The sequence below is a fragment of the Yoonia sp. BS5-3 genome, from assembly GCF_038069655.2.
Lineage (GTDB): Bacteria > Pseudomonadota > Alphaproteobacteria > Rhodobacterales > Rhodobacteraceae > Yoonia > Yoonia phaeophyticola.
The window spans coordinates 1,105,467-1,126,472 of the sequence record NZ_CP150951.2 but is presented as its reverse complement, the minus strand read 5'-3'; the positions used below and the strand labels follow the sequence as shown (position 1 = coordinate 1,126,472).

20 protein-coding genes and 1 pseudogene are annotated in these 21,006 nt (G+C 57.8%); 8 read left to right on the top strand and 13 right to left on the bottom strand.

The window, feature by feature from the left end:
• Window positions 1-50 precede the first annotated feature (50 nt).
• From AABB29_RS05800 to AABB29_RS05780, 5 genes are all read left to right on the top strand, one after another.
• Window positions 51-2,054: a hydantoinase/oxoprolinase family protein gene (locus AABB29_RS05800; RefSeq protein ID WP_341367839.1), complete on the top strand. Its 2,004-nt coding sequence runs from the start codon at window positions 51-53 to the stop codon at window positions 2,052-2,054.
• Window positions 2,055-2,167: 113 nt separating this feature from the next.
• On the top strand, window positions 2,168-2,776 hold the full coding sequence (locus AABB29_RS05795; RefSeq protein ID WP_341367840.1) for a CDP-alcohol phosphatidyltransferase family protein: 609 nt from the start codon (window positions 2,168-2,170) through the stop codon (window positions 2,774-2,776).
• Between the two features lie 11 nt (window positions 2,777-2,787).
• Entirely contained in the window at window positions 2,788-3,987 is a 1,200-nt protein-coding gene (locus AABB29_RS05790; RefSeq protein WP_341367841.1) for an ABC transporter substrate-binding protein, read from the top strand.
• 65 nt (window positions 3,988-4,052) lie between these two features.
• The gene (locus tag AABB29_RS05785) at window positions 4,053-5,696 is read left to right on the top strand and encodes an ABC transporter permease subunit (RefSeq protein WP_341368999.1); all 1,644 of its coding nucleotides are present in this window, start codon (window positions 4,053-4,055) and stop codon (window positions 5,694-5,696) included.
• On the top strand, window positions 5,689-6,336 hold the full coding sequence (locus AABB29_RS05780; protein WP_373636819.1) for an ATP-binding cassette domain-containing protein: 648 nt from the start codon (window positions 5,689-5,691) through the stop codon (window positions 6,334-6,336). The genes AABB29_RS05785 and AABB29_RS05780 overlap by 8 nt, the downstream gene beginning before the upstream one ends.
• A 26-nt stretch (window positions 6,337-6,362) precedes the next feature.
• Here AABB29_RS05780 and AABB29_RS05775 read toward each other — a convergent pair whose 3' ends face one another.
• Genes AABB29_RS05775 through greA form a run of 9 tightly spaced genes read right to left on the bottom strand, consistent with a single transcriptional unit; the run spans window position 6,363 to window position 13,552 of the window.
• Window positions 6,363-7,283 carry an alpha/beta hydrolase gene (locus tag AABB29_RS05775; protein WP_341367842.1) on the bottom strand — a complete coding sequence of 307 codons (921 nt, stop codon included), beginning with the start codon at window positions 7,281-7,283 and terminating at the stop codon, window positions 6,363-6,365.
• Window positions 7,284-7,319: 36 nt separating this feature from the next.
• Entirely contained in the window at window positions 7,320-8,234 is a 915-nt protein-coding gene (locus AABB29_RS05770) for an ornithine cyclodeaminase (RefSeq protein ID WP_341367843.1), read from the bottom strand.
• Window positions 8,231-8,854 (bottom strand): HAD family phosphatase, encoded by a 624-nt coding sequence (locus AABB29_RS05765; RefSeq protein ID WP_341367844.1) that lies wholly within the window; start codon window positions 8,852-8,854, stop codon window positions 8,231-8,233. The genes AABB29_RS05770 and AABB29_RS05765 overlap by 4 nt, the downstream gene beginning before the upstream one ends.
• A 31-nt stretch (window positions 8,855-8,885) precedes the next feature.
• On the bottom strand, window positions 8,886-9,836 hold the full coding sequence (locus AABB29_RS05760; RefSeq protein WP_341367845.1) for a DMT family transporter: 951 nt from the start codon (window positions 9,834-9,836) through the stop codon (window positions 8,886-8,888).
• Complete coding sequence (locus AABB29_RS05755; RefSeq protein ID WP_341367846.1) at window positions 9,833-10,282, bottom strand: YaiI/YqxD family protein; 450 nt, start codon at window positions 10,280-10,282, stop codon at window positions 9,833-9,835. Before AABB29_RS05755 ends, AABB29_RS05760 begins: the two co-directional genes overlap by 4 nt.
• Window positions 10,279-11,106 (bottom strand): S-formylglutathione hydrolase, encoded by an 828-nt coding sequence (gene fghA / locus AABB29_RS05750; RefSeq protein WP_341367847.1) that lies wholly within the window; start codon window positions 11,104-11,106, stop codon window positions 10,279-10,281. The genes AABB29_RS05755 and fghA overlap by 4 nt, the downstream gene beginning before the upstream one ends.
• A 38-nt stretch (window positions 11,107-11,144) precedes the next feature.
• Complete coding sequence (locus AABB29_RS05745; RefSeq protein WP_341367848.1) at window positions 11,145-12,074, bottom strand: AEC family transporter; 930 nt, start codon at window positions 12,072-12,074, stop codon at window positions 11,145-11,147.
• A gap of 6 nt (window positions 12,075-12,080) precedes the next feature.
• A complete protein-coding gene (locus AABB29_RS05740; protein ID WP_341367849.1) occupies window positions 12,081-13,067 on the bottom strand; it encodes a hypothetical protein in 987 nt (328 codons plus the stop codon).
• A 14-nt stretch (window positions 13,068-13,081) separates the two neighbouring features.
• On the bottom strand, window positions 13,082-13,552 hold the full coding sequence (gene greA / locus AABB29_RS05735) for a transcription elongation factor GreA (protein WP_341367850.1): 471 nt from the start codon (window positions 13,550-13,552) through the stop codon (window positions 13,082-13,084).
• A gap of 204 nt (window positions 13,553-13,756) precedes the next feature.
• Between greA and AABB29_RS05730 the strand changes: the two are divergent.
• Both AABB29_RS05730 and AABB29_RS05725 read left to right on the top strand, forming a co-directional pair.
• A pseudogene (locus tag AABB29_RS05730) lies at window positions 13,757-15,402 on the top strand (electron transfer flavoprotein-ubiquinone oxidoreductase).
• A 130-nt stretch (window positions 15,403-15,532) separates the two neighbouring features.
• On the top strand, window positions 15,533-15,907 hold the full coding sequence (locus AABB29_RS05725) for a VOC family protein (RefSeq protein WP_341367851.1): 375 nt from the start codon (window positions 15,533-15,535) through the stop codon (window positions 15,905-15,907).
• A gap of 51 nt (window positions 15,908-15,958) precedes the next feature.
• On the opposite strand, the gene AABB29_RS05720 is transcribed toward AABB29_RS05725, so the two are convergent.
• A complete protein-coding gene (locus tag AABB29_RS05720; RefSeq protein ID WP_341367852.1) occupies window positions 15,959-17,620 on the bottom strand; it encodes a mucoidy inhibitor MuiA family protein in 1,662 nt (553 codons plus the stop codon).
• Between the two features lie 360 nt (window positions 17,621-17,980).
• Here AABB29_RS05720 and AABB29_RS05715 point away from each other — a divergent pair, with 360 nt between their 5' ends.
• Entirely contained in the window at window positions 17,981-18,247 is a 267-nt protein-coding gene (locus AABB29_RS05715; RefSeq protein WP_341367853.1) for a hypothetical protein, read from the top strand.
• 475 nt (window positions 18,248-18,722) lie between these two features.
• Here AABB29_RS05715 and AABB29_RS05710 read toward each other — a convergent pair whose 3' ends face one another.
• The 3 genes from AABB29_RS05710 to AABB29_RS05700 all read right to left on the bottom strand — a co-directional run bounded on the left by AABB29_RS05710 (window position 18,723) and on the right by AABB29_RS05700 (window position 20,902).
• On the bottom strand, window positions 18,723-19,142 hold the full coding sequence (locus tag AABB29_RS05710; protein ID WP_341367854.1) for a hypothetical protein: 420 nt from the start codon (window positions 19,140-19,142) through the stop codon (window positions 18,723-18,725).
• 32 nt (window positions 19,143-19,174) lie between these two features.
• Window positions 19,175-19,636 (bottom strand): hypothetical protein, encoded by a 462-nt coding sequence (locus AABB29_RS05705; protein WP_341367855.1) that lies wholly within the window; start codon window positions 19,634-19,636, stop codon window positions 19,175-19,177.
• A 243-nt stretch (window positions 19,637-19,879) separates the two neighbouring features.
• The gene (locus tag AABB29_RS05700; protein ID WP_341367856.1) at window positions 19,880-20,902 is read right to left on the bottom strand and encodes an aspartate-semialdehyde dehydrogenase; all 1,023 of its coding nucleotides are present in this window, start codon (window positions 20,900-20,902) and stop codon (window positions 19,880-19,882) included.
• Window positions 20,903-21,006: the final 104 nt, after the last annotated feature.

Genomic DNA, 21,006 nt, shown 5'->3' with positions numbered 1-21,006 from the left:
GTCCCTTCGGACCGCTTATCAGGCCAATGTGAAACGAAACGGACGACGTGATGAGCTATCTTTTGGGCGTGGACACGGGTGGCACCTATACCGATGCTGTGATCCTTGATGATGCGTCTGATCAGATTATTGCTACCGCCAAAGCCTTGACCACCCGGCCTGATCTGGCTTTGGGTGTTGGCGCGGCGATTGATGCCGCGATCAGCCAGGCAGCCATTCCCGCAGCCGATATCCAACTGGTTTCCTTGTCCACGACACTTGCCACCAATGCCCTTGTCGAATGCCAGGGCGGCCGGGTCGCGCTGATTTCCATTGGTTTTGAAGAGGCCGATCTCGGCCGCGCCGGCCTTGGCGATGCGCTACGCGGTGATCCGGTGCTTCGGTTGGACGGCGGCCACAATCATGCGGGGGCGGAGGCTGCCCCATTTGACATGGATGCCTTGCGTGCCGGGCTGGACCGGCTTGATCCTGGCGTGACCGCATTTGCCGTAGCCGCCAGCTTTGCGACCCGAAACCCAGCCCATGAAATCACAGCCCGTGACCTGATCCGCCAAAAGACGGGTAAACCCGTGACCTGCTCGCATGAGCTGTCATCGGCTTTGGGCGGCCCAAAACGCGCGCTGACGGCTGTTCTGAACGCCCGATTGATCGGTATGATCGATGGGTTGATCACCGCCTGCGAGGCGCATTTGCAGCGCCTTGGTATTCCTGCCCGTCTGATGGTCGTGCGCGGTGATGGTGCGTTGATTTCGGCCGACCTGGCCCGTGAAAAGCCGATTGAGACGATCTTGAGCGGCCCTGCGGCCTCAATCGCGGGGGCGCGTTGGCTAACCGGTGAAACGGATGCGCTTGTCAGCGATATTGGCGGGACAACGACGGATATTTGCCTATTGCGCGATGGCCGTCCGCAGATTGATCCGCAAGGCGCCCGTGTCGGGCCGTTCCGCACGATGGTTGAAGCGGTGGCAATGCGCACCACGGGTCTTGGCGGCGATAGTGCGGTGCATATCACCGATGGTCTGAATGCCGGTCTGCGCCTCGGGCCGCGCCGGTTGATGCCCATTTCATTGCTCGCTACGCAGTTTCGGGCATTCGTGCACGACGCGCTGGACAAGGCCTTGACGCTTGATGTTCCGGCAGCGGATGGCGGGCAGTTTGTTGTGCCTCTTTGGCAAAACATGCCCACTGGTTTGGATGCACGCGAAACGGCGGTGGCCGCCCGGCTCGCGAACGGCCCGCAAAGGCTGGGCGATGTGGTCTTGACCCGTATGGAAAACCCCGCGCTGATCCGCTTGGCTGATCGCGGCTTTGTTTTATTGGCAGGTGTCACCCCGTCAGATGCGGCGCATGTTGCAGGTTTGACGGATGTTTGGGATATCGCCGCCGCAGAAAAGGCACTGACGCTGTATGCCCGTAACCGGACCGGAGCGGGCCAGCCTGTCGCTGCGGATGCCCCAACTTTGGCGGCGATGATCATCAAGCAACTGCAAGCGCAAACCGTGGATTGCCTGCTGGCTGCCGCCTTTGCCGAAGATGGCCGCGACTGGGCCGATCCTGCCGACCTGCCGGGGCATCCTTTGGCATTGGCCGGGATGGATCAACATGCCGATATTATCCAGACCCAGCTGTCGCTGGGGGTGCCGGTGATTGGGCTTGGGGCCTCGGCGGCGGCTTATTATGAACCGGTTGGCGCGCGTCTGGGCACGCAGATGCGGCTGCCTGCCAATGGTCATGTCGCCAATGCGATTGGCGCCGTTATTGGGCAGGTACAGATGCAGATGAGCGGAACGGTCACGGCGGCTGGCGCCGGTAAATTCGCTGTGCATTTGCCCGATGGTGTGCAGGTTTTCACTGCGCAAGAGGCTGCATTAGACGCGCTTGAAGCCGCGCTAAGCGACGGCGTACGCCAAAAGGCGCGTGAGGCCGGTGTCGATGAGATTTCGGTGCGCGTTACCCGCGACGTCAAAGAAACGCAGATCGAAGGCCAGCCGATGTTTATCGAGGCGACATTGCGCGCGGTGGGAAGCGGCAGACCCCGCATTGCCCGCGCCTAGGGCCCGTACCTGGCAAATGTGTCAATTGCGGTCCGCAACCTCACATTCCTGTCAGTCAGATTGCGTCAAAGCACAGCTTAGGTCACAAACGCGCAAACGTTAGGACCAGTTGCATGCTTGATCGCCACGCCCGTCAGATCATTGATCCGCCCCTGAACCGGATCGGGCAAACGCTTGCTGCGCAAGGGTTTACGGCCGACGGTGTGACATTGATTGGGCTGGGGCTGGGATTGATCGCTGCACTGATGATTGGGCTGGGCGCGCCTTTTTGGGCGCTTATCCCGCTTTTGGCCAGCCGGATCGCTGATGGGCTGGACGGGGCCGTTGCGCGGGCCACGCGTAAGACTGATTTCGGCGGATATCTGGATATTGCCGTTGATTTTTTGTTCTACGGGGCAATCCCGATGGCATTTGTGCTGAATGATCCGGCCACCAATGGGGCGGCAGGGGCATTTCTGCTGGCGTCATTTTATTTCAACGGGACCAGTTTCCTCGGCTACGCTATTCTGGCTGAGAAACATGGGCATAAGACCGACGCGCAAGGTCAGAAATCGCTTTATTATTCAAATGGCCTGTTAGAGGGCACAGAGACGATCATCTTCTTTGTCATCCTGTGTCTTTTGCCCGCCTATTTTCCCATTTTTGCCTGGGCCTTTGGGGCCTTGTGCTTTGCGACCGCCACCTTGCGGATTTATGCCGCGAAACAAATCTACACGTCATAAAGGACTACGACATGAAACATCTTGCCGTTCTGGCCGCCATGCTGGCCCCAGTCTCTGCGCTTGCTGATGCCGACCCTGCCGATTGGGACGCAGTCATCGCCGAGGCTGAGGGTCAAACCGTTTATTGGAACGCCTGGGGCGGGTCGACCACAACCAATGACTTTATCGCGTGGGTTGGTGACCGTGTCGCCGCAGATTACGGCGTGACCCTTGAGCATGTCAAACTGACCGATACGGCAGATGCCGTGACCCGCGTTCTGTCAGAAAAGCAAGCCGGCGAGGATGAAGACGGCGCGATCGACATGATCTGGATCAACGGCGCCAATTTCGCCGCGATGAAAGAGGCTGATCTGCTCTTTGGTCCTTATGCTGAACAGTTGCCAAACTGGGCTTTCGTGGATGCGGAAGGCAAAACCGTGCAAACAGATTTTACTGTGCCGGTTGAAGGTTATGAAAGCCCATGGGCGATGGCGCAGGTCGTGTTCATTCATGACACATCCGATTTGGCCGCGCCTTTGGGATCGATGAACGCCATCTTGGATTGGTCAGCGGCCAATCCGGGCCGTTTCACCTATCCGCAGCCACCGGATTTTCTGGGAACGACATTTCTAAAGCAGGCTTTGGTCGATTTGCTGGATGATCCATCTGTTCTGGCCGCGCCCGCCACAGATGACAACTACGATGCGGTCACCGCGCCGCTATGGGCATTTCTGGACGATCTGACACCGACGCTTTGGCGCGAAGGGCGCGCCTACCCGGCAACCGGCCCTGCGCAATTGCAGCTGATCGCCGATGGTGAGGTCGATCTGGCCATTTCCTTTAGTCCGGGCGAAGCCACTGCGGCCATTGCCAATAACCAGCTGCCACCGTCTGTACGGACATTTGTTTTGGACAAAGGGACGATCGGCAACGCCTCATTCGTGGCGATTCCTTACAATTCAGGATCGACCGCAGGTGCGATGGTCGTCGCCAATTTCCTGATGTCACCCGAGGCACAGGCCCGCGCCCAAGACCCTGAAATTCTGGGCTATGGCACTGTTTTGAACATGGATGCCTTACCTGCCGAGGACCGCGCCGCCTTTGATGCGCTTGAGCTGGGTGTTGCGACATTGTCGCCTGCCGAATTGGGCAGCGTTCAGGCCGAACCGCACCCAAGCTGGATGACACGGATCGCCGATGATTGGATGCAACGTTACGGTGTTGCCCAGTAAACGTGTCTGTTTCGGTGACACGCCGCCGCGCCTTGCCGTTCCTGCCGATCCTGACATTGCTTGCAATGTTGGGGCCGGTGGTCGCAGGTCTGCTGGGCACGGTCTTGCCCGCATTCGGGCATCTTCCGGCGGCGGGGCTTACCGGACCTTCGCTTGATCCTTTCCGGGATCTTTTGACCTGGGGCGGTTTGCCCCGAGCAATGATTTTGTCGGTGACAACTGGTCTGCTGGCCACGTCAATTTCGCTTTTGATCGTTGTGTTGCTGACCGCCGGTTGGTCTGGCACCCGTGCCTTTCATGCGGTGGAACGCCTTTTGTCGCCGCTGCTGTCGGTGCCGCATGCCGCCGCTGCCTTTGGGTTGGCCTTTCTGATTGCCCCATCGGGCTGGTTGTCGCGGCTTGTTTCACCTGGTGTGACCGGTTGGGACAGACCACCTGATGTTTTGATCATTCAGGACAGCTGGGGCCTGACGATGACAGCGGGGCTGATCATCAAGGAAGTCCCGTTTTTGCTGTTGATCACGCTTGCCGCCCTCGGGCAGGCGGACGGCCGGCGCAGCGTGACCATCGCGCAGGCGCTGGGCTATGGGCGGGTGACTGGTTGGCTGAAAACCGTGCTGCCGCGTGTTTATGCGCAGATCAGACCACCCGTTTATGTGGTGCTGGCCTACTCGATGTCCGTTGTGGATGTCGCGGTTATTCTGGGGCCGAACACACCGCCACCGCTATCGGTTCAGATCGTCAAATTGATGTCTGACCCCGACCTTGCCATGCGGCTTGAGGCCGCCGCCGCCGCTTTGTTGCAGCTTGCCTTGGTCATCGGCGCGCTTGTCTTTTGGCGAATGGGCGAAGTTGCAATCGCAGCGCTGGGCAAACGCTGGGTCGCGCGCGGCGCGCGTGGCCGCTTTGATCCTTTGGTCGCCCGTTTAGCGCTTGGCGCCGGGGCGGGCTCGGCCATTGCGGTGTTGCTGGGCCTGGTGGTTTTGATCATCTGGTCTTTTGCCGGGTTTTGGGGGTTTCCCGATGCACTGCCCGACGGGCTGACCTTGCGAAACTGGATGCGTTTTGGCCCGGGCACGATGGATGCTTTGCTGGAAACAGCGCTCATCGCTGTCACGGCGGCCTTGGTGGCGTTGATCCTGACCATCGGCTGTCTGGAGGCCGAATATCGCTATGGTTTGTCGTTCAGCCAACGGGCGGTCTGGCTGCTCTATCTTCCACTCTTGATCCCGCAGACGGCCTTTTTGCCGGGCTTGCAAACGCTCATGCTGAACCTTGGGGCCGATGAGGGCCGATTGCCTGTGATGCTGGCCCATCTGGTCTTTGTGTTGCCTTACGTTTTCTTGTCCCTGGCCGATCCATTTCGGGCCTGGGACAGCCGAACCGGCACGATTGCCGCCGCCTTGGGTGCGAGTCCGAACGGAGTGCTCTGGCGGGTTCGGCTTCCTATGCTTTTACGGCCAATCCTGACCGCGCTGGCGGTTGGTTTGGCCGTATCGGTGGGGCAATATTTGCCGACCTTGCTGATCGGTGGAGGGCGCGTTGTGACATTGACGACCGAAGCGGTGGCGCTGGCCTCGGGCGGTGACCGCCGGGCGATCGCCGTCTATGGGCTGATGCAAACAGGGGCCGCGCTGGTCCCGTTCATGCTGGCATTGCTGATCCCAGCTTTGGTCTGGCGAAACAGAAAAGGGTTACGACATGGATAGGGGGCTGTCCCTGCGGGACGTGACAATTTCCAAAGGCGGCGCGCCGCTTTTGTCGATCTCGCATGATGTTGGCTCTGGCGAAGCCCTGACCCTGATGGGTCCGTCCGGCGTTGGTAAATCAACGTTGCTTGCGTTCATTACAGGCACCTTACCCGCTGATTTCCGGGCCAAAGGCACAGTATGGCTGGATGGCCGAGACATCACGCAGGCCCCGCCGCATCGGCGGCGGGTCGGTATCTTGTTTCAGGATGATCTGCTGTTCCCGCATTTGTCGGTGGGGGCCAATCTTGCTTTTGGTTTGAAACCGGGTGGGACGGCGGCTGAGCGGTCAGCCAAAATAGCCGAAGCGCTGGATGAGGTCGGGCTGAGCGGCTTTGAAAACCGCGATCCGGCGACGCTGTCAGGGGGGCAGAAGGCGCGGGTGGCCTTGATGCGGATGCTGCTGTCCGAGCCCTGCGCATTGCTGTTGGACGAGCCTTTTTCGCGTCTTGATGCCGCGTTGCGCGCCCAAGTGCGCGAGATGGTGTTTGACCGTGCAAGGGCGCGTCAGCTGCCGGTTTTGATGGTGACGCATGACGCCGAAGATGCGCAGGCTGCTGGCGGGCATGTGGTGACATTGGGCGCGCAGACCGAAACTTAATTACCTGTTTCGTGCAAAGCGCGTGGTCAATCACGCATCGCGTTGGCCACCGCATCCAACAGTTCTTGCGGATGGGTATAGGGCACGGCGTGATCTGCTTTTGCGACCACTTCCTGGCGGGCCAACCTGTTCCACTGGGCCAGCGTGCCCAGGGCCGAGATCGGGATCACCTCATCCTGTTCGGCCCAGATCGCCACAACGGGCACATCTTCGCGCCCAAGTTTACGGTGATCTTTTTCCATGCTTTCAGCCAGCATGCCGCGGCGGCTCGACAAAACTGCTGGCAAATAGCCTTGGCGTTTTAGCTCTTGTCGCTGGGCATCCAGGACCCGTTCGACATAGGGGTTGGCTGAATCAGTGGGGATCTGGCCCAGGATGCGGCCGCGTGCGACCAAACCATAAACCCAATCGCCCAAGACAGGCGTGTTGCGGCAAAATTTGGAAAAGTCGCTTTCCACTGTTTCAACACCGGCAGTTGCAAACAGGATCACACGATTGATGCGATGCGGGCTTTGGGCGGCAAAGGCTGTCGCGATGGCGCCGCCCATGGAATACCCGACGCAGGTGATTTCCTCTGTCAGGCCCAGATGATCCAGCAGATCCGTCAACTGCCGCAAAAAGAAGGCACGGTCTTGCAGCCCAGGCGCGGCGTCCGACAAACCGCGCCCGTAAAGATCATAGGTCAGCACGCGGTAACCGCGTTTTCCTAGCCCCTCCGCGACGCCTTCCAGCGCAATTGACGGGGATGTCAGCCCGTGGATCAGAACCGCAACGGGGCCGCGCACCGGGCCAACCCATTTATAATGCGTGATCCCTTGTGACAGCTGCGCAAAGTCGCCATCAGCACCCGCGCGTTGTTTGGGGCCAATGGTTTGGCGCAAACGCTCTATAATCGCCGGGGCGAAAGCCACCAGCAAAACGATCAGCAAAAAACCCCAAAACCACATCCCAAATGCGCCCCTTCTGATGCGCGATGCGTGGACTCACCCCTCCTGTTGCCAGTGCGATAGGATGTATCGACTGGTCATCAGATCAAGATGTGCCCCACCACCATTCTTGAAAATTGTGATCTCTGTATCACTTTGCCGGGCAAAACGGTCAAGCGTGTAAAAATCAGCAACAATATCGGTCTCGGCGATGGCGCCCGCAGAGATCGGTATTTTCAGCTCGCCGATATGGTTGATTGTGGTCTCGCGGCTATCCACAAAAATCCGGCCCCGGCGCAGGGCATCATCATCGGTTTCGCGCATGTCGGGGCGATAAGCGCCAATAAGATCAATATGTTGCCCGGGCTGCAACCATGCGCCCATGATCAAGGGATCTGTGGACATGGTGGCGCAGGTGACAATATCGGCCTGTGAAACTGCCTTTTGCAGATCGGCAGCAATCGCGACATGTGGATGGGTCGTTTGAAAAGCCTCAGCCCCGCCGGGTGAGCGGTTCCAGATGGTGAATTGGGCCTGTGGAAAGGCGGCTTGATAGGCATCCAGCAGCGAATGAGCCACAGTGCCCGCCCCAACGATCAGGATGTTACGGCTGTCCGGCCGTGCCAAACGCCGCGCGGCAAGCAAGCTGTCCCCGGCTGTCTTCCACTTGGTTACCAGATGAAAATCAATAATCGCTTCAAGCGCGCCATTTTGCCCGGAAAACAGGTTTACCGCACCGCCAATCGCAGGTTCGTTTTGGGCGCGGTTGCCGGGAAAGATCGTGGCGCATTTGACTGCAAGACCCATACCCGGGATCCAGGCAGAGCGGTTTAGCAGCGTATTGTCGCCTTCATAAAGAAAGACATCAGCCACCTCTGCAGGGGGCAAATCATGTCCGGCGGCCAGCGCATCGGTCAGGCCCAGCCAGTCCAGATGCCGCTCGCCCTCGGCAAAGGGGATCATCACCGTCATTTGGCGGCTTCTGCGGTCAAAACGCCTGCTTTTACCAGCCGGTCAGCCCAGCCTTGCGATCCTTCAAACAGATGGGTTTGCCAGCCTCGTTCATCGGCAATGCTGATATTATCGATCCGGTCATCTGTGAAAAGAAGGGCGGCAGGATCGACGCCGCAATCGGCCTCGACCATCTCATAAATGCTGTGTTCGGGTTTGATCACACCCATATGGCCCGAGATATAGCGGCGGTCGAATTCCTTAAGGAACGGGTAGACCGGCTCGGCGATTTCAAATGTCTGGATGCCGAAATTGGTCAGGGCAAAAACCGGGACATCCGCCGCCCGCAATGCGCGCAGCAAGCGCACAGAATGGTCAATCGCGGGGGCGGCCATTTCGATCCAGCGGTCATGCCACATCTGGACCTCATCGCGCCATGCGGGATTGGCTTCGGCGGCGGCATAGATCGTGTCGCGGAAATTGGCGCCGCGATCAACCTGATCATTGATGCCATGCAGATCAATGGCTCCAAACATTTCTTTCCGGCGCGCCGGCCCAATCACTGCGTCATAGAACCGCTCGGGTTGCCATTCGATCAGGACATTCCCGATATCAAAAACCACTGCCTGAACCTGCGTCACGTGTCGCTTCCTTTTGCTGTTCAACCCTAGCCTAACCGGGGGCCGGGTCCTGTAAAGTTGCATCTTTCTGGCGCGCCTCACGCCAGACCACAAAAAGCCCCGCCCCGAGGATCAGCCCCATGCCGACATAGTCCCAAAGGCTGGGATATTCATCAAAAAGGATCATGCCCCAGACAACCGACATGGGCAGGGCGAGATATTCAAAAGGGGCCACAAATGAGGCCTCGGCGACGCGGTAGGCCTGGCTGATCAGATAGCCGCCAATCCCGATCCCGATGCCCAGCAGAACAAACAGGGGATAGTCAGCGGGCAAAGGCCAGCTCCAGGCGCGTAGAAGGAAGGACAGTGATGGGTCTGATTGGGTGTCGAAACGGCCATCGCCGACGACCAGCCCGATGCCAATGCTGACAATGATGAACATGATCTGAATGTAAAACACCATGGTCGTGGCGCTTTCCGTCCCTGCGATGCGGCGGGTGATGATATGAATGCCTGCATAGCAAAATGCAGCCAAAAGCGGCCAAAGTGACGCAATCTGGAACGCTGCTGTGCCCGGGCGGACCATGATCACGACACCGACAAAGCCCACGGCAATCGCGCTCCAGCGCAGGGGCCCTACTGTTTCTTTCAGAAAGATCACCGAAAAGACGGTGATGACCAAAGGACTGATGAAAAAGATCGCGACCGCATCTGCCAGTGGCATGGCAGCAAGCCCCAGATAGAATGTCATATTCGCAAATACGACGCAAAGCCCGCGCAGCATATGCATGCCCAGACGTTTGGTGCGTGCGATGGCCCAGCCTTCGGTCAGGGGCGCGACCACGATCATGATCACCAGCAATCCCAGGACCGACCGCAGCAGAACCACCTGATGCAGCGCATACCCGCCGCTGAGGAATTTAACCGCCACATCATTGACCGAAAAGAACATCACCGAAACCGCAGCGCAAAGCGCCCCGAGCTTTGCCGGTGACAGCGTCATAACGCCCGCGCCGCGGTCCGCACAGCCCGTTCCAGACCGTCCAGAAACCGGGCGCGATCCGCCTTGCCAAAAGGTTTGCCGCCGCCCTGCCGAAACGGATCAGCGGCGCGCATATCGGCCATCAGATCGCGGGTGGCCAGCACATTGCCGATATTGGCTTGGGTCAGCGCCTCGCCATTATGTTTCAGCACCAACGCCCCGTTTTCGATACAGCGGGCGGCCAGCGGGATATCCCCGGTGACGACAACATCGCCTTTGGTCGCGCGGTCTGCGATCCACATATCGGCCACATCCGGGCCGTCAGGAACCACCACAGTTTCCACAAATGGATTGGGCGAGGGGCGAATGCCGCCGTTCGAGACGATGAACATTTTCAGCTTATGCCGCGTGCCGACACGTTCGATCTCGGCCTTGACCGGGCAGGCATCGGCATCGACATAAATCATGCGTAAAGCGCCTCTGCGTGAAAGGCGATATGATCTTCGATAAAGCTGGCGATGAAGAAATAAGAATGGTCATAGCCTTTTTGCAGCCTGATCTGCCCTTCCTGGCGGCGGGCGGCCATCGCCTGGGCCAGATGTTCAGTGCCCAGTAAATCGGCGAACTGATCATCCGTGCCCGTATCGATCAACATCGGCCCATCAAAGCCCGATTCCTGCATCAGCAATGTCGCATCATGCGGGCCCCATCCGGTTTCATCCCCCCAATAGGCGGCAAACTGTTTGCGGCCCCAATCGCTGGCCGTGGGATGGCAGATCGGCGCAAAGGCTGAAACCGACCGAAAGCGCCCCGGCAGGGCCATCGCCATGGTCAGCGCGCCATGCCCGCCCATCGAATGGCCGGTGACCCCTTGACGGTCCATATCCAGCGGAAAGGCCTGGGCGATCAAGCCGGGCAATTCATCGGCGACGTAAGTCCACATCTTGAAATGCTCGTCCCATGGGGCCTGGGTTGCATCGATGTAAAACCCGGCCCCCTGACCCAGATCATAGGCCTCATCATCAGGCACATCATCCCCGCGCGGGGATGTGTCGGGGAAAACCAGCGCGATGCCTTGATCGGCAGCCCAGGCCTGTGCCCCGGCCTTAGTCATCGCGTTTTCATGGGTGCAGGTCAGCCCCGACAAAAACCACAAAACGGGCACTGGGCCATCGGCGGCCTCAGCCGGTAGGAACAGTCCAAAGGTCATATCGCAGGCACACGCGTCCGAGCGGTGGCGATAGACCCCTTGGGTACCGCCAAAACAACGATTTTCGGATAGGGTTTCCATGGGCCTCTCCTGTCTTTGACCCAACGGCTAACGCAGGATCAGAGGCTTGTCACCCACGCAATCACAAGCGACACGGTGACGGCGCTTGCAACCGTTGAAATCAGGATCGCCGCCGAGACACGGGCAGGCGCAACGCCGTAATGTTGGGCAAGAATATAAACATTCCCCGCCACCGGCAAAGAGGCCGCCGCGATCATCACACCCGCCGCATAGGGTTCGATCTGAAAGATCATCAGCGCGGCAATGGCAACGGCTGCAGGATGCAGGATCAGCTTGCAAAAGCTAAGCCATCCGGCCACCGCGACGCGCTCGGCCGATTTAGAAGCAAGCGATGCCCCAATGGCAAACAGCGCGCCCGGGGTTGCAGCAGCCCCAAGCAGGCTTAGAAATTCATTGATCGGGCCCGGAATGCTGAACCCGCTGACCGAAACCAGCATCCCCAGCCAGATCGACAGGATCATCGGGTTGCGGGCCAGACCAAGGGCGACGGTGGCAAAAATCCGGGGCGAGACTCGGCCATCGCGGGCGCCGGTGATCAGGATCACAATCAGGCTGCCAAACAGCATCAGATCAACGGCCAATACCATCATGACCGGGCCGACGGCCGGTTCGCCCAGCAGCAACACCAGCATCGGCACGCCCAGATAGCCCACATTGCCGACAACGGCGCATTGGGCCTCAACCGCGGCTTCGGTCATGGGCAGACCGCGGCGCAGCGCAACCAGCGTGGCGATGACATACACGGCCAAACCAGCGCAGACATAAGCCATGACAAATTGCCAATCGAGTATCGCATCCAGCGACAGGTTTGCCGCAAAGCGAAACAGCATGGCCGACAGGGCAAAATAAAAGACAAACCGGGTCAGATACGCGGTGGCTTCTTGCGAAAAGAACTGGCTGCGGGCCGCGCCATAGCCCAAGGCAATCAGCATGAAAAACGGCAGTGTTTGCAGGAAAATATCGATCATTCGGTCTTAATCGAATGTCCCGCTGGCGCGGGCGAGCAGCATAAAGGCACGGGCGGTCCGGGTCTCGGCCAGCTCAAGCAGATCGGCATCGGTGGCCTGTTCTTCATAGGCGATCAGCATCTGATCAAAACGGCGCAGGAAATGATGCACCGAATCGCGGAAAATCGTGTCCTCGCGCATCCGGCCCGCCACCAGCGCAAGCGATGACCTGTCCCGGACGCCGCCCAGCGGGTCAATGCTGCGGCCACGTTCGCCTTTTGCAAAACGGTGCCATAACTCAGCCCCAACAGGGTCGGGACGCAGATCATCCATATAGATGCCATCCTGCGATAGCAGGGTCAGAACATCCTGGCTGGCTTGGACCAGTTTGCGGGCAGACCGATCGCGCAAGGCACGGCGCAGGGCGGCAAAGCCTTCGCCGTCATGTTCATCATTGGGAAAGTTCAAGGCGCGGACCAGATCAATACGATCCAGCGGCGGGGCGATTTCCTCAAAATGGGTGCCAAGTTCCAATGCAGGTTGATCGCTGGGGGCCTGCGGCGCGGCGCGGGGCACGATCACGCGCGATACTTCGCGGCGCGAAGCAAAGCCAGACACCGCCGTTTCGGTGTTCTTTGTGGATTGGGCGATGGCATCCAGTTTCTTTTCAACAGCCGGTTCCTGAGCCGGGCGCATTGCCTGCTGGGCCAGATAGGTCTGGCGCATCCCATCAATGGCAGCCTGCACGCGAAATGATTCCTCGCGCATGATCCGGGCCGACCGGGCTGCGGCTGCGGCCACCCAGATCAGGGCGACAGGCATGAAGATCGCAATCAACATCAGCACAAGGCGCAGGCTGTCAAAAGGCGCGCCTTCGACCTGCGCCGGCGGCGAGATCAGAAAGAACAGGCCAACAGCGGCCATCCACCCAAGGGCCAGACCAATTGCGATGACCTCGGCCCGGGTTAATCCTGTTGCGCTCGGCGCCCTGTCACTGATGGGATTTTGCGCCATAAAACGCGCGCTTTCTACTTATATGCGATCGACAAAATTTCATAGCTGCGCACGCCGCCAGGGGTGCGCACTTCGACACTATCACCTTCGTCTTTGCCAATCAAAGCGCGCGATAGCGGGGATTTCATATTCAGCTTCCCGCTTTCGATATCGGCCTCATATTCGCCGACGATCTGATAGGTCTTTTCTTCGTCTGTATCTTCATCAACCAGTTCGACTGTTGCACCGAATTTGATGGTGCCAGACAGCTTGGAAGGGTCGATCACATCGGCCAGTGAAATCACGCCTTCCAGCTCTTTCACGCGGCCTTCAATGAAAGACTGCTTTTCCTTGGCCGAATGATATTCGGCATTCTCGGACAGATCGCCATGCTCGCGCGCTTCGGCAATCGCACGGATGATCGCCGGACGCTCTACGGTTTTCAGCTGCTTCAGCTCGGCGTCCAATTTATCGAACCCGGCGCGGGTGAGTGGTATCTTGTCCATGTCGTGTCCCCTCCCGGGGGCAAATAGTGTCAGTCAAACGGTCATAGTCTATTGGAGGCGCGTAGAGTCAAGGCTTTGCCGCGATTTGGTGTCGCGTTGCCACATTTTGACGTCGTGTCTTGATTGCCCCACAATCTGTCATCAGGTAACCCTTGCGGGAGCTGAATAAAAGGGGCTTTGCCCTGAAGTTTGAAGGATTTGCCGATGGCCGAGATTGAACGCGAAGCGATGGAATATGACGTAGTGATCGTGGGCGCAGGGCCTGCGGGCCTGTCTGCGGCGATCCGCCTAAAGCAACTTGATGCCGATCTGAATGTTGTTGTTCTGGAAAAAGGCTCTGAAGTTGGCGCACATATTCTGTCTGGCGCTGTGCTTGATCCCGTCGGATTGAACAAACTGATCCCGGATTGGAAAGACAAGGGCGCGCCGCTGAATGTGCCGGTGACGCAGGATAATTTCTACATGCTGGGCGAGGCCGGCCAACTGCGCCTGCCCAACATGATGATGCCACCTTTGATGAACAATCACGGCAATTACATCGTCTCGATGGGCAATGTCTGCCGCTGGATGGCTGAACAGGCCGAAGAGATGGGTGTTGAGATTTTCCCCGGCATGTCCTGCTCTGAACTGGTCTATGGCGAAAATGGCGAAGTCAAAGGCGTTGTCGCCGGTGAGTTTGGCAAAAACGCCGACGGCACCCCTGGCCCCGGATATGAGCCGGGGATGGAGCTGCATGGCAAATATGTCTTCCTGGGTGAAGGCGTGCGCGGATCGCTGTCCAAGCAGGTTATCGCAAAATATGCGCTGGGCGCAGGCTATGATGTGCAGAAATACGGTCTGGGCATGAAGGAAATTTGGGAAATCGACCCAGAAAAGCACCGCGAAGGCACCGTGACCCACACAATGGGCTGGCCGCTTGGCGGAAATGCAGGCGGCGGTTCATTCATCTACCACCTTGAAAATAATCAGGTTTACGTCGGTTTTGTGGTTCACCTGAACTACAAGAACCCGCATCTGTTCCCTTACATGGAATTCCAGCGCTTCAAGCATCATCCGATGGTGGCTGACCTGCTGAAAGGCGGCAAACGGGTCGCCTACGGCGCGCGGGCGATCTCTGAAGGCGGGTACCAGTCCATGCCGCAGCTTGAATTCCCTGGCGGCGCTTTGCTGGGCTGTGCAGCTGGCATGGTCAACGTGCCACGGATCAAGGGAAACCATAACGCGATGCTATCGGGCATTGCGGCCGCCGAAGCGGCCATCACCGCGATCAAGGCCGGACGCGCGGGCGATCTGCTTGATGGTTATGATGCCGCCGTGCGTGGTGGCGAGATTGGTAAAGACCTGAAAAAAGTGCGCAATGTCAAACCGCTCTGGTCCAAATACGGGCTGCTCGCCTCGCTTGGCATTGGCGGGTTTGACATGTGGGCGAACACGTTCGGGATCAGCCCGATCGGCACTTTGAAACACGGTAAATCGGATGCAGAGGCGACCGAGGATGCCAGCAAGCACAAGGTGATCGATTATCCTAAACCCGATGGCACCCTGTCATTTGACCGGCTGACGAATGTGTCTTTCAGCTTTACCAATCACGAAGAAAGCCAGCCTGCCCATCTGCATTTGACCGACCCGTCGGTGCCGGTTTCAGTCAATCTGGCCAAATACGCTGGCCCGTCTGCGCGGTATTGCCCGGCGGGGGTTTATGAATTTGTAGGCGAGGGGGATGAGACGAAGTTCCAGATCAATTTCCAGAACTGCGTGCACTGCAAAACCTGCGATATCAAAGACCCCAGCCAGAACATAACCTGGACCGTCCCGCAGGGGGGGACGGGCCGAATTATCCAAATATGTGATCAGATCAAGGGGCGCAGCAGCGCCCCTTTTTCATGTATGCGCGGCGTACAGATTCTGTACATATGGCGTATGTACAACCCATTGTATGGGCGAAAACGGATCTGACAGATCACAATGGATGGGACCGCCATGAACCGCGCCTTCACAAATATTCTTACCAGCAATGTCCCCGAAACAGCCGCCTTCTATGAGGCGCTATTGGGTATGCAACGCGCCGGTGATTTTGGCTGGTTCGTTCTTTTGTCGCATAAGGATATGCCGGGATTTGAGCTGGGTATCTTGTCCAAGACCCATGAGACGATCCCCAAAGATCTGCCGCAAGGCCAGGGCGGGAGCATCCTGACATTTGTCGTGCCGGACCTTGATGAGGTGGCCGAAAAGGCGCGGGCGATGCAGGCCGATATCATCCAGCCGCCCACCGATTTGCCCTATGGACAAAGACGGCTGATGCTGCGCGACCCGGCGGGCTCTGCCGTTGATATCAGTTCGCCCATTCGCGACTAGGTGCCTGTAGCAATCCGGCGCACCATCAGCGCGCCGGTTTTAGATGTTGCCCTATTGCAGGACATACCCCGTTGGCCAGGTCAGTGTGTAGTCAAAGCCGATCTCGGCGGTCTCGCCTGCGCCGACATTCAGATCCCATTCCAATATGCCGCGCTGCCCGTCCGGGTTCCGCTGGGTGACCGCGGGCGAGGCGTTCAGCTCCACTTCAAGATCGTCCTGTTCCGAATAGGGGACCGCATCGCGTAGCAGCACACGCCAATCCCGCCCGGTCAGGTTTTCGACCGTCATCTGAGCCTGTTCTGTCAGCTGGTTCGCGCTTGAGAATACACCGGTTTCGCCTTCGGATTTGCGGGGCGTCGACCGTGTCAGCCGCAACCCGTCAAGCGGACCAAAGCCCATTTTCTGATCGGCCCCCGCCGCAAGTAACGGCAAATGGCTAAAGCCGATCATCGTTCCATCGGCAAAAAGAAGGGCCTGCCCAGGCAACAGGATTTCATCGGTTGTGTTTGTGAATTCAGCCACGCGATAGGCGATATCATCACGGCTGGGTACGGCTTCGGCCCAGATATCGGCCTCAAGACTGAGCTGATCAAGCGGCAGGCGCAGATCATCCACCCCGTTCCGAATATCGACCCGGCCCGGATAGCGATAGGTGACGGTCGCGCCGCTGAAATCGGCCTGCGCGACAATCGCAGGGGCCGGGGCTTCCATGGCCATTTCGCTCACGCCGCCTGCAAATGAACGGGTCATGACCTGATCGGCAAGCATCACTTGTTGCTGTTCGCGCGCCAGTTCTTCTTCCGAGATGATCCGGCGCAGCGGTGCCCAGACATCGCTTGGCGCGATTTGCTCGCCTGGCCGTGCGGTGGACAGGATCAGATTGACGTTGAGCCAGTCTTGTCCGGTTTGCTGGCTGACCACCACGGCCCGGTCGATATCAAGCGCCGCTGTATCACCCGTTGTCAGGCGCATATCATAGACCGGCGACCAGTTTGCGTAGGATTCCAGCGTGCTGACATCGATCACCACTTCGCCCGGCGCAGCGGTATTCACCGTAAATGTCAGCACAGACCCTTCGGTTTCAGGGGCGATCAGTGCTGCCAGCGCCTGGCGCGCATCGTTCAGGGCTGTCACATCGTCCTCGCGGGCGCGCATGGCGGCCAGCGCCTCTTGCTCGGCCGTGAAGGCGGCCTGCCGCACGGCCAGCGTTTCTTCTCCGACCATCTGTGCAAGTGCCCGGATATCAGCCACGGCCCCGGCGCTAAGCGTGTCGCCCGCGCTGGCCTGGCTGAGGCTTTGCAGGAAGGCGATCTGCTCTTCTGCGGCCAGAACCCGCAGCCGAATTTCTTCGATCGTGACATCGCGCTGGCGCAGGGCTTCTTCCAGTCGCGTGACCTCGTCCTTGGCGGCTTGCACGGCGGGGGTTGTCTGGTCTGGCGTTACGGGCAGCCGGTCGCGCGACAGGCTGATCGCGCCCACTTGTACCGATTGCGGGGCCGAAAGACGCAGCCCTTCGGTTGCCAGCGTCTGGGGCAGTCCGGGGACAATAATGTCGTGGCTACCCGCAGGCAGATCAAGCGTGATCAAGCGGCTGATCTCTGCAAGGCCAGGGTAGATCGTGACGGTGTCGATAACGGCCTCACCAGTGAAGGTATCGGCAAAACCGGGCGCCGAAAGTGCAATGAAACTAGCGGTCAATAAGGGGCGGAACATAGGGGTCTCCTGCTTGAATTAGGGTCTTTATAACCTCTTTGACGTGCGGCAGGCAGTTATCCTTGGCGCATCAGCGAAATATTTTGAGGCCCTGACAAAAGGTCGGGCGTATGCGATAAACGGGCGCCCCTATACCGGGACTGGGATAGTTGAAACTGTGAATTGTGATCTCGAGTTCTGATCGGCGAGATTGCACCTAAGGATTTGATGAAAAAGGAACATTTCCACCTACGGGTTTTTGCGATGCCGGATATCGATTGCGGTTCGGGTAGGCCTAGCCTAACTGCGGCCTACGCGCTAAAGCGCGGAATGCTTGCCGTGTTTTGCACGCGCATATTACCCTAATATTTGGAGAATTACATGAAATCGACCTTCATCAAGCTGGCCGGTGGTCTGACACTGAGCGTTCTTGCAACTGCCGCCGCAGCAGAATGCACTGCCGAAGATGTTCAGGCGAAGACAACAACCCTGAGCGAAGCGATGCAAGCCCTTGCGACGACCGACACAGCCAAGATGACTGAGCTTTCCACAAAAATGCAGGAAGCCATGACAGCCGCGGCTGCGACAGGTGACCAAGAAGCAATCTGCGAAAACCTGGACGCGCTGATCGCTGAATACGCTGGCTAAGCGTTATAACGTCAGTCAGCGGCTGGTATTACTGCCGCCGCTGACTGATTATTGGGGTTTGATCCCAAAGATCAATTCACAGGAAAATCCCGCTTTTTATTTCGGCCATGTCACGCAAGAAGATGGTTGGTGGCTTTTCCACTGAAAGATCCATTCTCAAAAAGTTTTACTTTTCCGGGCATCGTCAATCGCAACAAAAGCCAGTGATCTGTCCTTTGCTGTTGGTCTCCGAAAGTTGAGGACGGCCGACACCCCCAAACTTTTTACCCTAGTAGTAGGTCTTGTCCGAGATCCCTGCTTAGCCCAACCCAGTTATTGTGGTTTCAAGATGAATGTGCGGGCAGCGTGACAATCACCGTATCTGCTCGGTTCGTGCCGTCGGCATGGCTTCAAGATCATGCGGCGAATGCGTCCGGCTGCTGTGCCCCCACTCTCAATACAGAGTGAAGGGCACATTTTCCAATAAGGGTCTAAGCTAGCTGATACACTCAGCAATGTCTTTTTCACGGCTAGCGCGCCGTTCGCGAAGTTCGATACGCGCTTCATTGAGAACCCGCATTTCGAAGGCCCTATCGAGCGGTATTTTCCGTCCAGGGGCAGATTGCGACGTCACTTCATGAAAGCAGGTAAAGTTACGTATAGCGCCATCCACATCGGTTCCAGTACATGGAACTGCACGCAAATCGGGATCTTCGTTTCTTGCCGGTGTAACAACGCTTCTACGAACAACTTCGTTGGAAACATATGCGTAGCCGCTTTCTAAATGCTGTTCTGCAGCATAAATTTGTCGCTCCAATGCGGCAATCTGATTATCGACCCCTAACTCGCATGCCCACTGGCCAACACCGCAAGATGACAGGCCAACGATTGTCACGACTGATAGTATTTCTTTCATTTCAGCTTTCTTCTTTTTTCTGTTTTTGAGTCTTATTGCCAGAGATCGCTACCGTCCCCGGGATACTTTTCATCCTGCCCAACATGAGAAGGGTATTCTTGCTGGCATGCTGCAAAAGCGTTCCGCACATACTCTTCCTTGTTTCCAAGCCGGTTCGTGTATCTTTCCAAAAGCACGCGCTCTTGCGTCATTGAGATTGGAACGCGCTGTGGGCTTTCAATATGCCCAACAGAACCGTCTTCCAGCAGCACGTGGCAATGGTATTCTTGTCCAAATGATTGGCACCTGTTTCGGTATCCTAACTTGTGCGACCAGAAGTCATTGCTTTCAATGTAGCCAACGCCGTATCCCCGATCCAAGTTTTTGGCTGCCAGCTCGATCTGCTCTTCTAGATCGAGCGCTTCGAAATACGCATCGCGCTTGCAAAGATCGAGCGGTGTCCATGAACACCCTGCCAAGCCAATGAGCGCAACCGAACAAATTAGTTTTTTCAATGTGTTACCTTTGTTGTTTTCTGTGAGTTTGTTGTTGGCTTATGTTATCGGGACCTTGTTATCCAATATCAAAGCAACTGGGCTGGTCCGTATTGCAAACTTTGCTTGCGATACTCCGTCAGACAGTAATCATTTTGAATTGGGATACATCCTGATCCTGGGGGCCCGGGGCAAAGCAAACCGTGCATCCAACGAAAAAGGGGGCACGAAAATCGCGCCCCCTTCGTCAAGATCGAAACGGCCTCAGCCCTTTTTCAGGCACTCACGTCCCAGTAGCTCGGCGATTTGCACGGCGTTCAATGCGGCGCCTTTGCGCAAATTGTCTGACACGCACCACAGGTTCAGCCCGTTATCAATGGTGCTGTCCTGCCGGATCCGGCTGATGAATGTCGCGAAATCGCCGACACATTCCACCGGGGTCACATAACCGCCGTCTTCGCGTTTATCGATGACCATGACGCCGGGCGCTTCGCGCAGGATGTCGCGTGCTTCGTCCTCATCAAGGAAACCTTCGAATTCGATATTGATGGCCTCGGAATGGCCAACAAAGACCGGTACCCGTACGCAAGTGGCCGTGACCTTGATCGATGGATCGACGATCTTTTTCGTCTCGGCCACCATTTTCCATTCTTCTTTGGTCTCACCGCTATCCAGGAATTTGTCGATATGCGGGATCACATTAAAGGCGATCTGTTTGGTGAACTGCTTGGGCGGCTTGTCATCGGTGGGGTTATACATCGATTTGGTCTGGTCCCAAAGTTCATCAATGCCGCCTTTGCCTGCGCCTGAGACGGATTGATAGGTGCTGACCACAACGCGCTTGATCGTGGCCCGGTCATGCAGCGGCTTGAGCGCCACAACCATCTGCGCCGTCGAACAATTGGGGTTCGCGATGATGTTTTTCTTGGCATAGCCATGGACCGCGTTTGCGTTGACCTCGGGAACGATCAGCGGCACGTCCGGGTCATAGCGGTAAAGCGATGAGTTATCGATGACCACGCATCCAGCCGCCGCAGCTTTGGGCGCGTAGGTTTTGGTGGCCTCTGATCCCACGGCAAATAAGGCAATGTCCCAGCCGCTGAAATCAAATGTATCCAGGTCCTGCGTCGTCAGGGTCTTTTCCCCAAAGCTCACCTCGGTGCCCAGCGATTTCCGGCTGGCCAGCACGGCCATCTCGTCAACGGGAAAGGCCCGTTCGTCGAGGATGTTCAGCATTTCGCGGCCCACGTTCCCGGTGGCGCCGACAATGACGATCTTATAGCCCATGGCAGAGGCTCCCTTTTTACAGTTGCGCCCCTTTACCTTGCACATCAGGCAAGGGAAAGAGGGACGTGGCGGATTTCCCGGCACCATAGCAAAAGGGGCAGGAC